Annotated in this window: 9 protein-coding genes; 6 read left to right on the forward strand and 3 right to left on the reverse strand. The window is 57.3% G+C overall.

Going from position 1 to position 15577, the window contains the following annotated elements; translation table 11 throughout:
* Positions 1–10: 10 nt before the first annotated feature.
* From cydC to trxB, 3 genes are all read right to left on the reverse strand, one after another.
* Positions 11–1732 (reverse strand): cysteine/glutathione ABC transporter ATP-binding protein/permease CydC, encoded by a 1722-nt coding sequence (cydC, locus tag KGP25_RS07835; RefSeq protein WP_223540217.1) that lies wholly within the window; start codon positions 1730–1732, stop codon positions 11–13.
* Positions 1732–3498 (reverse strand): cysteine/glutathione ABC transporter permease/ATP-binding protein CydD, encoded by a 1767-nt coding sequence (gene cydD / locus KGP25_RS07840; RefSeq protein ID WP_223540218.1) that lies wholly within the window; start codon positions 3496–3498, stop codon positions 1732–1734. Before cydD ends, cydC begins: the two co-directional genes overlap by 1 nt.
* 114 nt (positions 3499–3612) lie before the next feature.
* Positions 3613–4581: a thioredoxin-disulfide reductase gene (gene trxB, locus KGP25_RS07845; RefSeq protein WP_032638969.1), complete on the reverse strand. Its 969-nt coding sequence runs from the start codon at positions 4579–4581 to the stop codon at positions 3613–3615.
* A gap of 544 nt (positions 4582–5125) precedes the next feature.
* Here trxB and lrp point away from each other — a divergent pair.
* The 6 genes from lrp to dmsA all read left to right on the forward strand — a co-directional run bounded on the left by lrp (position 5126) and on the right by dmsA (position 15575).
* Positions 5126–5620 (forward strand): leucine-responsive transcriptional regulator Lrp, encoded by a 495-nt coding sequence (gene lrp / locus KGP25_RS07850; RefSeq protein ID WP_000228469.1) that lies wholly within the window; start codon positions 5126–5128, stop codon positions 5618–5620.
* A gap of 135 nt (positions 5621–5755) precedes the next feature.
* Positions 5756–9439, forward strand: a complete 3684-nt coding sequence (locus tag KGP25_RS07855; protein ID WP_223540219.1) for a DNA translocase FtsK 4TM domain-containing protein — start codon at positions 5756–5758, stop codon at positions 9437–9439.
* 128 nt (positions 9440–9567) lie between these two features.
* The gene (gene lolA / locus KGP25_RS07860) at positions 9568–10182 is read left to right on the forward strand and encodes an outer membrane lipoprotein chaperone LolA (protein WP_024907806.1); all 615 of its coding nucleotides are present in this window, start codon (positions 9568–9570) and stop codon (positions 10180–10182) included.
* Positions 10183–10191: 9 nt separating this feature from the next.
* Positions 10192–11535 (forward strand): replication-associated recombination protein RarA, encoded by a 1344-nt coding sequence (gene rarA / locus KGP25_RS07865; RefSeq protein ID WP_008499984.1) that lies wholly within the window; start codon positions 10192–10194, stop codon positions 11533–11535.
* A gap of 92 nt (positions 11536–11627) precedes the next feature.
* Positions 11628–12920, forward strand: a complete 1293-nt coding sequence (gene serS / locus KGP25_RS07870; RefSeq protein WP_008499983.1) for a serine--tRNA ligase — start codon at positions 11628–11630, stop codon at positions 12918–12920.
* Between the two features lie 210 nt (positions 12921–13130).
* A complete protein-coding gene (gene dmsA, locus KGP25_RS07875; protein WP_223540220.1) occupies positions 13131–15575 on the forward strand; it encodes a dimethylsulfoxide reductase subunit A in 2445 nt (814 codons plus the stop codon).
* The last annotated feature ends 2 nt before the right edge of the window (positions 15576–15577 follow it).

Below are 15577 nucleotides of genomic sequence, written 5' to 3' on the forward strand. Positions count from 1 at the left end.
CAAATATAGTCTACAGACGCTGTTTAAACTGGTAGTAGCGACCCTGTTTCGCCAACAGCTCTGCGTGACTACCTTGCTCAATAATGTGTCCGTTGTCCATCACAATTATCCGATCAAAACTCGCCAGTCCGCGCAGGCGGTGCGTGACCATCAGGACGGTTTTACCGGTCATGACATTGGCCAGCAAATCAAGGATTTGGCTCTCGGTCGTGGCATCCAGCCCTTCGGTGGGCTCGTCAAGCAGCATCAGCGGCGCATCGTGCAGTAGCGCGCGCGCAATGGCCAGACGGCGCAGTTCACCGCCGGAGAGTTGACGGCCACCTTCGCCCAGCCAGCTGTTCAATCCCTCGTCCTCAAGCAGCTTATGCAGACCGACCTGTTCCAGCATGGCGCGAAGCGCATCATCCGTGGCCTCTGGGGCTGCCAGCAGCAGGTTATCGCGCAGGGTGGCGCTGAACAGATGCACGCGCTGCGGAACGACGCTGACCGTTTTGCGCAGGGCCTGCTCGCTGAAATCAGTCAGCGATGTGTTATTAAAACGAATCTGGCCGCGCTGCGGATCCCAGGCGCGGGTCAGCAGCTGAAGCAGCGTCGATTTACCGCAGCCGGTACGGCCGAGGATCGCAATCCGCTGACCGGCATTAACAGAAAGGGTAATACCGTCCAGCGCGTTCTGCGCCTGTTTGTCGTAGCTGAAGGTGACATCTTCAAGCGTCAGCGCAACCTGCTCTGGTACCACGGTCTGCCCGGCACTGAACGTGACTTCAGGTTTCTGCTCGGCAATCTGCGTGATGCGCAGGGCAGAAGCGATGACCTGTCCCAGATGCTGGAAGGCGCCCGTCACCGGGGCCAGCGCTTCAAACGCGGCCAGCGCACAGAAGACGAAAAGGGCAATAAGCGGACCCGGCTGTGTATTTCCCCCGATATCGCCGGATGCCAGCCACAGCATGGCTATCACCGCCACGCCGCCGATCAGCATCATCAGCGCCTGAGAGAAGGCCGTCAGTTCCGACTGGCGGCGCTGGGCTTCATGCCAGTTCAGCTCCGTACTTTCCATGCGGGCGCGGTAGCGCTTGCTGGCACCAAAAATGGTCAGCTCCGCCTGCCCCTGAAGCCAGGCGGTCAGCTGCTGACGGTAGTCCCCGCGCAGACGCGTCAGGTTCTCCCCGGTGGATTTCCCGGCGCGGTAAAACAGCGGCGGCAGAATGATAAGCGTCAGCAGCATGATCCCACCCAGCGTCAGCGCAACGGGGACATCCAGAACAGACAGCCCCAGCGTGACCACCACAATCACCACAAACGCGCCCACGATCGGGGAAATCACCCGCAGGTAAAGGTGATCCAGCGTGTCGACATCCGCCACCACGCGGTTAAGCAATTCTCCCTGACGAAAACGCGCCAGCCCGGCAGGGGAGAGGGGCAGCAGTTTGCTAAAGGTATAGATACGCAGGTGCTGCAGTACGCGGAAAGTGGCGTCGTGGCTGACCAGGCGTTCGAAATAGCGTCCGGCAGTACGGGTGATGGCGGTACCGCGAACCCCGGCAGCCGGAAGCATGTAGTTGAAGCTGTATAATCCGGCGAACCCCGCGACGGCCGAGGCCGACAGGAACCAGCCGGAAAGCGTGAGCAGGCCGATGCTGGCGAGCAGCGTGACAATAGCCAGCACAATCCCCAGCGTCAGCATCCATTTGTGGCGCTTATAGAGCGCCAGGTAAGGCAGCAGAGCGCGCATCAGATATCCTCCTGACGGTTCGCCAGCAGGGTAGCAAATGGCCCCTGGGCGGCAACGAGAGAGGCGTAATCGCCTTGCTCAACAATACGGCCGTTTTCCATGACCCAGATCTGGTCCCAGTCGGCAATCCCTTCCAACTGGTGGGTGACCATCAGTGTGGTTTGCTGCAGGGAGGCGGCGTTAAGCGCTTCCATTACGCGCTGCTCGCTGTGTGCGTCAAGGCTGGCAGCAGGCTCGTCCAGCAGCATCAACTGGCATGGGTTGAGCAGCGCGCGGGCAACGGCTACACGCTGCGCCTGCCCGACCGACAGCCCGGCGGACTGGTCGCCGACAACAGTATCCACCCCTTGCGGCAGCAGCGGCAGAAACTCGCTGACCCAGGCGCGGTCGAGAACCGACTGCAGTTCATCTTCACGCGCGTCCGGTCGCGCCAGAAGCACATTTTCGCGCAGCGTAGCGGCGGGAAGCTGTGGGTTTTGGCCTACCCAGCTGAGCTGTTTACGCCAGGCGTCAGGGTCGAGATTGCGCAGTTCGGTTTTGTTGATCCGCAGTGAACCGGTGTAGGCCATAAAACCGGACAACGCGTTCAGCAGAGAACTTTTCCCGGAACCGCTGATGCCGACAAGGACCACGCGTTGTCTGGCAGGTAAGGTAAAGTTCAGCGGACCGGCGAGCACTTTGCCTTCGGGCGACAGAATGGAAAAGTCCTGCGCTTCAATGGTCACCGGATCTTTCGCATTCAGCGTCACGTCACCGCGCTCCGGGTGGGCCAGCGGCGTTTCCAGGAACGTTTTAAGGCTATCGGCGGCGCCAACCGCCTGAGCTTTGGCGTGATAGAAAGTTCCCAGATCGCGAAGCGGCTGGAAAAACTCCGGCGCCAGGATCAGCGCCAGGAAACCGGCGGAAAGGGTCACCGCCGTGCCGTAGTGGCCGAAATCCAGCGCGCCGAGGTAGGAGAAGCCGAAGTAGACCGCCACAAGGGCAATCGACAGCGAGGTGAAGAATTCCAGAACGCCTGAAGACAGGAAGGCGAGGCGTAGTACTTCCATGGTGCGCTGACGGAAGTCCTGTGACGCCAGGCGAATATTTTCGGTTTCCGCTTCACCGCGGCCAAAAATGCGCAATGTCTCCATACCACGCAGACGATCGAGGAAATGACCGCTTAAGCGACCCAGTGCGAGGAAGTTACGGCGGTTGGCATCCGCAGCCCCCATGCCGACCAGCGCCATAAACAGCGGGATCAGCGGGGCGGTGCCCATCAGAATCAGCGCCGCCATCCAGTTCACCGGGAAGATGGCGATCACGATCAGCAGCGGAACGAAGACGGCAAGGGCCATCTGCGGCAGATAGCGCGCGTAGTAGTCATGCATATCGTCAATCTGCTCAAGGATCAGCGTCGCCCAGCTACCGGCCGGTTTACCCTGGATCCACGCGGGCCCGGCTTCCTGAAGCCTGTCGAGCACCTGACGGCGGATCTCGTAGCGGATGTGCTGTCCGGCGTGAAAACCGACACGCTCACGTAGCCACACCACCCAGGCGCGCAGGATAAAAATCAGGATCAGGACAATAAAGGGCAGCAGGAGCGCTTCGCGTGGAATGTTCTCCATGATCATGTGATTAAGAATGCGGGCCAGCAGCCATGCCTGGGCAACAATCAACAGACCGCTGACGAAACCCAAAAGACGGGAAATCATAAGCCAGCGGCGGGAAAGAACGCTTTGCTGTTTCAGCCAGCGTGTTAACTCTTGTTGACGGGTTTTTTCCATTGCGTACTTTGCAGGTGACGTTATTAGAAGTTGGGCAGCGCAATGTTACAACGGGGAGACAATAAAGGCGACTTATCGCCGCCTTTATTTACGTTTGTTACTGACTTGTAAAGATTATTTACCTTGTTCAGCCAGTCCATCGAGGTAGCGTTCAGCGTCCAGCGCGGCCATACAGCCGGTGCCCGCAGAGGTGATCGCCTGACGATAAATATGGTCCATCACGTCGCCAGCCGCGAATACGCCCGGGATGCTGGTTTGAGTCGCATTACCGTGAATGCCGGACTGCACTTTGATGTAGCCGTTTTCCAGCTCAAGCTGACCGTCGAAGATTGCGGTGTTCGGGCTGTGACCGATGGCCACAAACAGACCCGCCACTTCCAGCGTTTCGACATTATCGGTGTTCTGAGTATCACGAATACGCAGACCGGCAACACCCATCTGGTCGCCCGTCACCTCTTCCAGCGTACGGTTGGTGTGCAGCACGATGTTGCCGCTTGCCACTTTGTCCATGAGACGTTTGATCAGGATCTTCTCCGCGCGGAAGGTCTCGCGGCGGTGGATCAGGTGCACTTCAGAGGCAATGTTCGCCAGATACAGCGCTTCTTCCACGGCAGTGTTGCCGCCGCCGATGACCGCGACCTTCTGATTGCGATAGAAGAAACCGTCGCAGGTGGCGCAGGCAGAAACCCCGCGGCCTTTAAACGCTTCTTCGGACGGCAGACCGAGATAGCGGGCAGAGGCACCGGTTGCAATGATCAGCGCGTCACAGGTGTATTCACCGCTGTCACCCGTCAGGCGGAACGGACGGTTCTGCAGGTCGACCTTATTGATGTGATCGAACAGAATTTCGGTTTCGAATTTAGCGGCATGCTCGTGCATACGCTCCATCAGCAGCGGCCCAGTCAGGTCGTTCGGGTCGCCTGGCCAGTTTTCCACTTCGGTGGTGGTGGTCAGCTGACCGCCTTTTTCCATGCCGGTGATTAATACCGGGTGCAGGTTAGCGCGTGCAGCATAGACCGCCGCGGTATATCCCGCAGGTCCAGAACCAAGGATTAGCAGCTTACTGTGTTTGGCCGTGCCCATGAGATCCCCATTGTTGTTGGCAGACATTTGGCTGGATTGTAGGGAATTTGTTGCCGTAAAAAAAGAGCGCAGCAATTTTGATATCAATCTGTGTAATAGCCATGGACGATGAATCGCGCGCGATAACATCACGCTTTCTCCAGAAAAGCGGTCGTTTGTAAGGCAATAAAATGAGGATTAATACCCTGCCGCAATGAATATCCGGCATGTTGTACTAAAAAACGATGTTTTGCTTTGACAATCCCCTGCGCTTTTGCGAAAACATTCAAGGAAGAAAAAAAACCGCGTTAACCGTATGCCGCATAGGCATGCACGTAAATGCCATTTTTACCGGGTCAGTGAAATCTACGCATGGCGTGGACAGACGCCATACGTGATGTCGGTGACTGCCTTCGGGCAACGGTCTTCTTACCAACAGAACCCGAATCCGCATCGCGTCTATTACATAATCAGGCGATGTGATGACTAACGGGTACAGGCTCTGAACAGTGATGTGCACAGGGTCCAGGCAGGAGTAGGGAAGGAATACAGAGAGACAATAATAATGGTAGATAGCAAGAAGCGCCCTGGCAAAGATCTCGACCGTATCGATCGTAACATTCTTAATGAATTGCAAAAGGATGGGCGTATTTCCAACGTCGAGCTTTCAAAACGTGTGGGACTTTCCCCGACGCCGTGCCTTGAGCGTGTGCGCCGACTGGAAAGACAGGGTTTTATTCAGGGCTATACGGCTCTGCTGAACCCGCATTATCTGGATGCCTCACTTCTGGTATTTGTTGAGATTACTCTGAATCGTGGTGCGCCGGATGTGTTTGAGCAATTTAACGCCGCTGTACAAAAACTTGAAGAAATTCAAGAGTGTCATCTGGTGTCCGGTGATTTCGACTACCTGTTGAAAACCCGTGTGCCTGATATGTCCGCCTACCGTAAGCTGCTGGGGGAAACCCTGTTGCGTCTGCCGGGCGTGAACGACACCCGTACGTACGTGGTGATGGAAGAGGTCAAACAGAGCAATCGTCTGGTTATTAAGACGCGCTAACACGGAACAGGTGCAAAATCAGCGTAGTTTGATTACACTCCTGTTAATCCATACAGCAACAGTGCCGGGGAGTCCCGGCGCTGTTGTCCGTTTTAGCAAACAGGCAGGATATGCCTGATACCTGGAGAGCCTTTCTTGAGCCAGGAATACACTGAAGACAAAGAAGTCACACTATCGAAGCTAAGCAGCGGACGTCGTCTCCTCGAGGCTTTGCTGATTGTTATTGCCCTTTTTGCCGTCTGGCTGATGGCAGCCTTACTCAGTTTCAACCCCTCGGATCCCAGCTGGTCACAAACTGCATGGCATGAGCCTATCCATAATTTAGGCGGTGTCCCCGGTGCCTGGCTTGCGGACACGCTGTTCTTCATTTTCGGTGTGATGGCCTACACCATTCCCGTCATTATCATTGGCGGATGCTGGTTTGCGTGGCGTCATCGTCAGAACGATGATTACATCGACTATTTCGCCGTCTCGCTGCGCCTGATTGGCGCGCTGGCGCTGATCCTCACCTCCTGCGGGCTGGCGGCGATTAACGCCGATGATATCTGGTACTTCGCCTCTGGCGGGGTGATCGGCAGCTTATTAAGTTCTGCGCTCCAGCCGATGCTGCACAGCAGCGGCGGCACGCTGGCGCTGCTGTGCATCTGGGCCGCCGGGCTGACGCTGTTTACGGGCTGGTCCTGGGTGAGCATTGCCGAGAAAATTGGCAGCTTTATCCTCACCATTCTGACTTTTGCCAGCAATCGTACCCGCCGTGACGATACGTGGGTGGATGAAGACGAATACGAAGATGAAGAGGAAGATGACGCGCCTGTGCAGCGTCGTGAGTCTCGTCGTGCCCGAATTCTGCGCGGCGCGCTGGCGCGTCGCCAGCGTGTGGCTGAGAAATTTGCCAACCCGCTGGGCCGTAAAACCGATGCGGCGCTCTTCTCCGGTAAACGCATGGATGAAGACGAGCAGGTGGCGTATCGTGCTGCGGGTGTCGCCGTCGATCCTGACGATGTGCTCTTCTCCGGCAGCCGGGCCACGCCCGGGGACTTTGACGAATACGACCCGCTGTTAAACGGCCACTCGGTCACCGAACCGGTAGCAGCAGCCGCCGCCGCGACGACCGCTGCACAGGCGTATGCCGCGCCTGTCGACGCCGTGATGCCATCCGCGCCGGTCCCGCCACCGGAATCCGTTATTCAGCAGCCTCAGGTTGAGTGGCAGACTGCGCCGGGTGTTCACACGCCAGAGCCCGTCATTGCGCCTGAACCTGAAAGCTACATCCCCATGCAACAGGAACAGTGGCAGCAGCCTTATCAGCCGCCGCAGCCTGAGTATGAACCGCAGCAATATCACCAGCCAATGGCTCAACCGTATCAGGAGTATGTGCCTGAATCGGTTGAACCTGTGCAGCCTTACGTTGCACCGCAGCCTGAACCTGAGCCTGAAATCGTGGAAGAGGTGAAGCCTGCCCGTCCACCGCTGTACTATTTTGAAGAAGTCGAGGAGCGCCGCGCGCGTGAACGCGAACAGCTGGCCGCCTGGTATCAGCCTGTGCCTGAACCGGTGCAGGAGCCGGTTACGAAAGCGCCTTCTGTTTCGGTTCCACCTGTCGATCCGACGCCTGCTGTTGCACCCGTAGCGGAAAGCGTGAAGCAGGCTACCGCGGCGGCGGCCGTGGCTGCACCCGTCTTTAGCCTGGCAACCGGTGGGGCACCTCGTCCTCAGGTGAAAGAGGGGATTGGTCCGCAGCTGCCTCGTCCTAACCGCGTCCGCGTGCCCACCCGCCGTGAGCTTGCTTCTTATGGCATCAAGCTGCCTTCCCAGCGTATGGCTGAAGAAAAAGCGCGCGAGTCTGAGTACGACGATGATGCTGATGAAATGCAGCAGGACGAGCTGGCCCGCCAGTTCGCTGCCCAGCAGAATCAGCGCTACGGTGAAGAGTATCAGCACGATGAACCGGCGCTGGAAGACGACGATGACGCCGCAGAAGCGGAACTGGCGCGTCAGTTTGCCGCCACCCAGCAGCAGCGCTATTCTGGTGAACAACCGGCTGGTGCAAATCCGTTCTCGCTGTCGGACTTTGAATTCTCGCCGATGAAAGATCTGGTGGATGATGGCCCAAGCGAGCCTTTATTTACCCCGAGCGTGATGCCGGAAGCTGAGCCTGTGCGCCAGCCACCGGCACCGCAGGCCTACGCGCAGCCGCAACAGCCCGTTCAGCAGCCGTATACACAGCCGCAGCCACCACAGCCGCCGCAGTTCCAGCAGCCTGCGCCTCAGCCTCAGGAGAGCCTGATTCACCCGCTGCTGATGCGTAACGGTGACAGCCGTCCGCTGCAGCGTCCAAGTACGCCGCTGCCGTCTCTGGATCTGTTAACGCCGCCGCCGTCAGAAGTTGAACCGGTTGATACCTTCGCGCTGGAGCAGATGGCGCGTCTGGTGGAGGCCCGTCTGGCTGACTTCCGTATCAAGGCGGACGTGGTGAACTACTCACCGGGTCCTGTGATCACCCGTTTTGAACTGAACCTGGCGCCGGGCGTAAAAGCCGCGCGTATTTCCAACCTGTCCCGCGACCTGGCGCGTTCGCTGTCGACCGTGGCGGTGCGCGTGGTGGAAGTGATACCGGGTAAACCTTACGTTGGTCTTGAGCTGCCGAACAAGAAACGCCAGACCGTTTACCTGCGTGAAGTGCTGGATAACACAAAGTTCCGCGATAACCCCTCCCCGCTGACCGTGGTGCTGGGCAAAGATATCGCGGGCGAGCCGGTGGTGGCAGACCTCGCAAAAATGCCTCACCTGCTGGTCGCGGGGACTACCGGTTCCGGTAAATCCGTCGGTGTGAACGCCATGATCCTCAGCATGCTCTATAAAGCGCAGCCGGAAGATGTACGTTTCATCATGATTGACCCGAAAATGCTCGAACTGTCGGTCTATGAAGGTATTCCTCATCTGCTGACCGAAGTGGTCACCGACATGAAAGACGCCGCCAACGCTTTGCGCTGGAGCGTGAATGAGATGGAGCGTCGCTACAAGCTGATGTCTGCGTTGGGCGTACGTAACCTGGCCGGATATAACGAGAAAATCGCCGAAGCGGCACGTATGGGACGTCCGATTCCGGATCCGTACTGGAAGCCGGGTGACAGCATGGATGCCCAGCATCCGGTGCTGGAAAAACTGCCTTATATCGTGGTGCTGGTCGATGAATTCGCTGACCTGATGATGACCGTCGGTAAGAAAGTGGAAGAGCTGATTGCCCGCCTGGCGCAGAAAGCGCGTGCGGCCGGTATTCACCTTGTGCTGGCGACCCAGCGTCCTTCCGTGGACGTCATCACCGGTCTGATTAAAGCGAACATTCCGACGCGTATCGCCTTTACCGTATCCAGTAAAATTGACTCGCGTACTATTCTTGACCAGGGCGGTGCAGAGTCGCTGCTGGGTATGGGTGACATGCTCTATTCCGGTCCGAACTCTACCTCTCCGGTGCGTGTTCACGGCGCGTTCGTGCGCGACCAGGAAGTGCACGCGGTTGTGCAGGACTGGAAAGCGCGCGGTCGTCCGCAATACGTCGATGGCATCACCAGCGACACGGAAAGTGAAGGTGGCGGCGGTGGCTTTGACGGCGGTGAAGAGCTGGATCCGTTATTCGATCAGGCGGTTAACTTCGTTACCGAAAAACGTAAAGCGTCTATCTCCGGCGTACAGCGTCAGTTCCGCATCGGCTATAACCGCGCTGCGCGCATCATCGAGCAGATGGAAGCGCAGGGCATTGTGAGCGAGCAGGGGCATAACGGTAACCGCGAGGTGCTGGCACCTCCACCGTTTGATTAACCTTCCGCAATTGCAAAGAAGGGTAAATCAGCCAAAATTAAGCATTTTCTTCTGTCGCCTGCCTTCGGGCAGGTCCAGAATAGAAGACGGAAACCCCCTATCGGGAAGACGTATTTTAAGGAATAACAATGAAAAAAATCGCCATCGCATGTGCATTACTCACCAGTTTTGTCGCCAGCAGCGTCTGGGCTGATGCAGCCAGCGACCTTAAAAGCCGACTGGATAAAGTAAGCAGCTTCCACGCCAGCTTCACCCAAAAAGTGACGGACGGCAGCGGCAACGCGGTGCAGGAAGGTCAGGGAGATTTGTGGGTTAAACGCCCCAATCTGTTTAACTGGCACATGACCCAGCCGGATGAGAGCATTCTGGTCTCTGACGGTAAAACCTTATGGTTCTTCAACCCGTTCGTTGAGCAGGCCACGGCGACCTGGCTGAAGGATGCGACCAGCAATACGCCGTTTATGCTGATTGCCCGTAACCAGGCCAGCGACTGGCAGCAGTACAATATTAAACAGACAGGTGACGAATTTGTCCTGACCCCGAAAGGCAGCAACGGCAACCTGAAGCAGTTCACCATCAATGTCAGCACCAACGGTACCATTAATCAGTTCGGCGCGGTTGAGCAGGACGATCAGCGCAGCAGCTATCAGCTCAAGTCTCAGCAGAACGGCGCCGTTGATGCATCGAAATTCACCTTTACCCCGCCGAAGGGCGTAACGGTGGACGACCAACGCAATAAGTAAGAGGCGTGAGTGGGCAATCTGTCGCTCGATTTTTCAGATAACGCGTTTCAACCTCTGGCCGCACGTATGCGGCCAGAAAATTTAGCGCAGTACATCGGCCAGCAGCACCTGCTGGCTGCCGGTAAGCCCTTGCCGCGCGCCATTGAGGCGGGGCATTTGCACTCCATGATCCTCTGGGGGCCACCCGGCACCGGTAAAACGACCCTCGCTGAAGTGATTGCCCGCTATGCCAACGCAGACGTCGAACGTATCTCGGCGGTGACGTCCGGCGTGAAGGAGATCCGCGAAGCGATCGAGCGTGCGCGGCAGAACCGCAATGCCGGGCGGCGCACCATTCTCTTTGTGGACGAAGTCCACCGCTTCAACAAGAGCCAGCAGGATGCTTTCCTGCCGCACATTGAAGACGGCACGATCTTCTTCATTGGGGCGACCACCGAAAACCCGTCGTTTGAGCTGAACTCGGCGCTGCTTTCCCGCGCGCGCGTTTACCTGCTCAAATCGCTGACGACCGAGGATATCGAAAAGGTTCTTACTCAGGCGATGGACGACAAATCGCGCGGCTACGGGGGGCAGGATATCGTTCTGCCTGACGAGACGCGTCGTGCGATTGCGGAACTGGTTAACGGCGATGCGCGTCGGGCGCTGAACACGCTGGAGATGATGGCCGATATGGCCGAGGTCGACGATGCTGGCAAGCGGGTACTAAAACCGGAACTGCTCACCGAAATTGCCGGGGAACGCAGCGCGCGTTTCGATAATAAAGGTGACCGTTTTTACGATCTCATTTCGGCCCTGCATAAGTCCGTGCGCGGCAGCGCGCCGGATGCAGCGCTGTACTGGTACGCGCGTATTATCACTGCGGGCGGCGATCCGTTATACGTCGCGCGCCGCTGTCTGGCAATTGCCTCAGAAGACGTCGGCAATGCCGATCCTCGCGCCATGCAGGTCGCGCTGTCGGCATGGGACTGTTTCACCCGGGTTGGACCTGCGGAAGGCGAGCGTGCCATTGCGCAGGCGATTGTCTATCTGGCCTGTGCGCCGAAAAGCAATGCGGTTTATACCGCCTTCAAGGCAGCGATGTCTGATGCGCGTGAGCGTCCGGACTACGATGTACCGGTTCATCTGCGTAATGCGCCGACCAAACTGATGAAAGAGATGGGGTATGGGCAGGAATACCGCTACGCTCATGATGAACCCAATGCCTACGCTGCCGGGGAGGAATATTTCCCGCAGGAGATGGCACAAACGCGCTATTATCACCCCACAAACAGAGGTCTTGAAGGCAAGATTGGTGAAAAGCTCACCTGGCTCGCCGGACAGGATCAAAATAGCCCTATAAAACGCTACCGTTAGTTCAGTCGTTGCGGTAATGTTGGCAATTGTATCCTTGTGACCGCAGGCTGTGGTCACATTTCCTATTTTAATTCGATAAGCACAGGATAAGCATGCTCGATCCCAATCTGCTGCGTAATGAGCCAGACGCAGTCGCTGAAAAACTGGCACGCCGGGGCTTTAAGCTGGATGTAGATAAGCTGCGCGCTCTTGAAGAGCGTCGTAAAGTTCTGCAGGTACAAACTGAAAATCTGCAGGCAGAGCGTAACTCTCGATCGAAATCCATCGGCCAGGCGAAAGCGCGCGGGGAAGATATTGAGCCATTACGCCTGGAAGTGAACAAGCTGGGTGAAGAACTGGATCAGGCGAAAGCGGAGCTGGATGTTCTTCAGGCCGAAATTCGTGATATTGCCCTGGCTATCCCGAATATTCCTGACGACAGCGTGCCTGTCGGCAAAGATGAAAACGACAACGTTGAAGTGAAACGCTGGGGTACGCCTCGTGAGTTTGACTTCGAGGTGCGCGATCACGTGACGCTGGGCGAAATGCACGCGGGCCTGGATTTTGCGGCTGCTGTTAAGCTGACCGGCTCTCGCTTCGTGGTAATGAAAGGCCAGATTGCCCATCTGCACCGTGCGCTGGCGCAGTTCATGCTGGATCTGCACACCGAGCAGCATGGCTACAGCGAAACCTACGTGCCGTATCTGGTCAACCACGATACGCTGTACGGTACGGGCCAGCTGCCGAAATTTGCCGGCGATCTGTTCCATACCCGTCCGCTGGACGAAGAAGCAGACAGCAGCAACTACGCGCTGATCCCAACCGCGGAAGTGCCGCTGACTAACCTCGTGCGTGATGAGATCATCGACGAAGACGATCTGCCGATCAAACTGACGGCGCACTCTCCGTGCTTCCGTTCTGAAGCCGGTTCTTACGGTCGCGACACGCGTGGTCTGATCCGTATGCACCAGTTCGACAAGGTTGAGATGGTGCAGATCGTTCGTCCTGAAGAGTCCATGGACGCGCTGGAAGAGATGACCGGCCACGCGGAGAAAGTGCTGGAGCTGCTGGGGCTGCCATACCGTCGTATGGCGCTGTGCACCGGTGATATGGGCTTTGGCGCCTGCAAAACCTTCGATCTGGAAGTGTGGGTGCCTGCGCAGAACACCTACCGTGAAATCTCCTCCTGCTCTAACGTCTGGGATTTCCAGGCGCGCCGCATGCAGGCACGCTGCCGCAGCAAATCTGACAAGAAAACCCGTCTGGTGCATACCCTGAACGGTTCTGGTCTGGCTGTGGGCCGTACCCTGGTTGCCGTGCTGGAAAACTACCAGCAGGCAGACGGTCGTATCGAGATCCCTGAAGTGCTGCGTCCATACATGAAAGGCCAGCAGTACATCGGTTAATATTTGCCTTAAAACAAAAAAGCGCCTCAGGGCGCTTTTTTTATACCTTTGATTTGATACGACGCAATAACCCCTCCCTCTAAAGTAGTAATACTCCTACGAATGAAAGTCAGCATAAAACGCTGATAACGAAAAAATTCGTTATATATAAAACTACATAGCGGTTTGCGCCGCCTCTCTTTTCTTTGTGAGCAACCAAAGTGAGTCTCTATGAAAATCAACGCGCCTGAAGCATTAATGGCTGCCGAGGTCACTCGCCGTGGGTTGATGAAAACCACGGCCATAGGCGGCCTGGCCGTAGCCAGCAGTGCCTTCTCGCTCCCCTTTACCCGACTGGCGTCGGCGGCAGAAGCTCTGTCTCCGGCCACTTCGCCGGAAAAAGTGGTGTGGAGTGCCTGTACCGTCAACTGCGGTAGCCGTTGTCCGCTGCGTATGCATGTGGTGGACGGTGAAATTAAATATGTCGAAACCGACAATACCGGTGACGATAACTACGAAGGGTTACATCAGGTCCGTGCCTGCCTGCGTGGTCGTTCCATGCGTCGTCGCGTCTATAATCCGGACCGCCTGAAATACCCGATGAAGCGCGTCGGTAAGCGTGGGGAAGGGAAATTCGAGCGGATTAGCTGGGACGAAGCCTACGACATCATCGCCACCAACATGCAGCGTTTGATTAAAGAGTACGGTAACGAATCTATCTACCTGAACTACGGTACCGGGACGCTTGGCGGCACGCTGACCCGCTCCTGGCCACCGGGAAAAACGCTGGTGGCGCGCCTGATGAACTGCTGCGGCGGTTATCTCAATCACTATGGCGACTACTCCTCTGCGCAGATCGCGGCAGGACTGAACTACACCTACGGCGGCTGGGCTGACGGCAACAGCCCGTCCGATATCGAAAACAGTAAGCTGGTCGTGCTGTTCGGTAACAACCCGGGTGAAACCCGCATGAGCGGTGGCGGAGTAACCTACTACCTCGAACAGGCTCGCGCTAAATCCAATGCCCGCATGATCATCATCGATCCGCGCTATACCGACACCGGTGCCGGACGTGAAGACGAGTGGATCCCAATCCGTCCGGGTACCGATGCCGCGCTGGTCTCCGCGCTCGCGTGGGTGATGATCACCGAAAACCTTGTTGATCAGCCTTTCCTGGATAAATACTGCGTCGGCTATGACGAGAAAACGCTGCCCGCCAGAGCGCCGGCAAACGGTCACTACAAGGCGTATATTCTCGGACAGGGCAGTGACGGCGTGGCGAAAACGCCGGAGTGGGCCTCCACCATCACCGGCATCCCGGCAGAGCGTATCGTTCAGCTGGCGCGTGAGATTGGCTCAGCCAAACCGGCCTATATCAGCCAGGGCTGGGGTCCGCAGCGTCATGCGAACGGCGAAATCGCGACCCGTGCCATCTCCATGCTCTCCATTCTGACCGGCAACGTCGGCATTCACGGCGGTAACACCGGCGCGCGTGAAGGTTCATATGAAGTGCCCTTCGAACGTATGCCGACGCTGGATAACCCGGTTCAGACCAGCATCTCCATGTTTATGTGGACCGATGCGATTGAACGCGGCCCGGAAATGACCGCCCTGCGTGACGGCGTGCGCGGTAAGGACAAGCTGGACGTGCCGATCAAGATGATCTGGAACTACGCCGGCAACTGTCTCATCAACCAGCACTCTGAAATCAACCGCACCCATGAAATCCTGCAGGACGACAAGAAGTGCGAGATGATTGTGGTGATCGACTGCCACATGACCTCCTCAGCGAAATATGCCGATATCCTGCTGCCGGACTGCACCGCCTCTGAGCAGATGGATTTCGCGCTGGACGCCTCCTGCGGCAACATGTCCTACGTGATCTTTACCGACCAGGCGATTAAACCGCGCTTTGAGTGCAAAACCATTTATGAGATGACCTCTGAGCTGGCGAAACGTCTTGGCGTTGAGCAGCAGTTTACCGAGGGACGTACTCAGGAAGGGTGGATGCGCCATCTGCATGAACTCTCCCGCAAGGCGATCCCGGACCTCCCTGACTTTGATACCTTCCGCAAGCAGGGGATGTACAAACAGCGCGATCCGGAAGGGCACCACGTGGCGTACAAAGCGTTCCGTGAAGATCCGCAGGCGAACCCGCTGACCACGCCGTCGGGCAAAATCGAAATCTACTCCGAAGCGCTGGCAAACATTGCGTCAACCTGGGAGCTGCCGGAAGGGGACGTCATCGATCCACTGCCGATCTACACGCCGGGCTTTGAAAACTATAACGATCCGCTGACGGCGAAATTCCCGCTGCAGCTGACCGGCTTCCACTATAAAGCGCGTGTTCACTCTACCTACGGTAACGTCGACGTGCTGAAGGCCGCCTGCCGCCAGGAGATGTGGATCAACCCGATGGACGCGAAAGCGCGCGGCATCAGCAATGGCGATCGCGTGCGTATCTTCAACGGTCGCGGCGAGGTGCATATTGAAGCCAAAGTCACCCCGCGCATGATGCCCGGCGTGGTGGCGTTAGGGGAAGGGGCCTGGTACAGCCCGGATGCCAACCGCATCGACCAGGCAGGCAGTATTAACGTACTGACCACACAGCGTCCGTCGCCGCTGGCGAAGGGTAACCCATCCCACACAAACCTTGTCCAGGTTGAAAAGGTTTAAGG

Source organism: Enterobacter sp. JBIWA003 (genome assembly GCF_019968825.1).
GTDB classification, from domain to species: Bacteria; Pseudomonadota; Gammaproteobacteria; order Enterobacterales; family Enterobacteriaceae; genus Enterobacter; species Enterobacter quasiroggenkampii.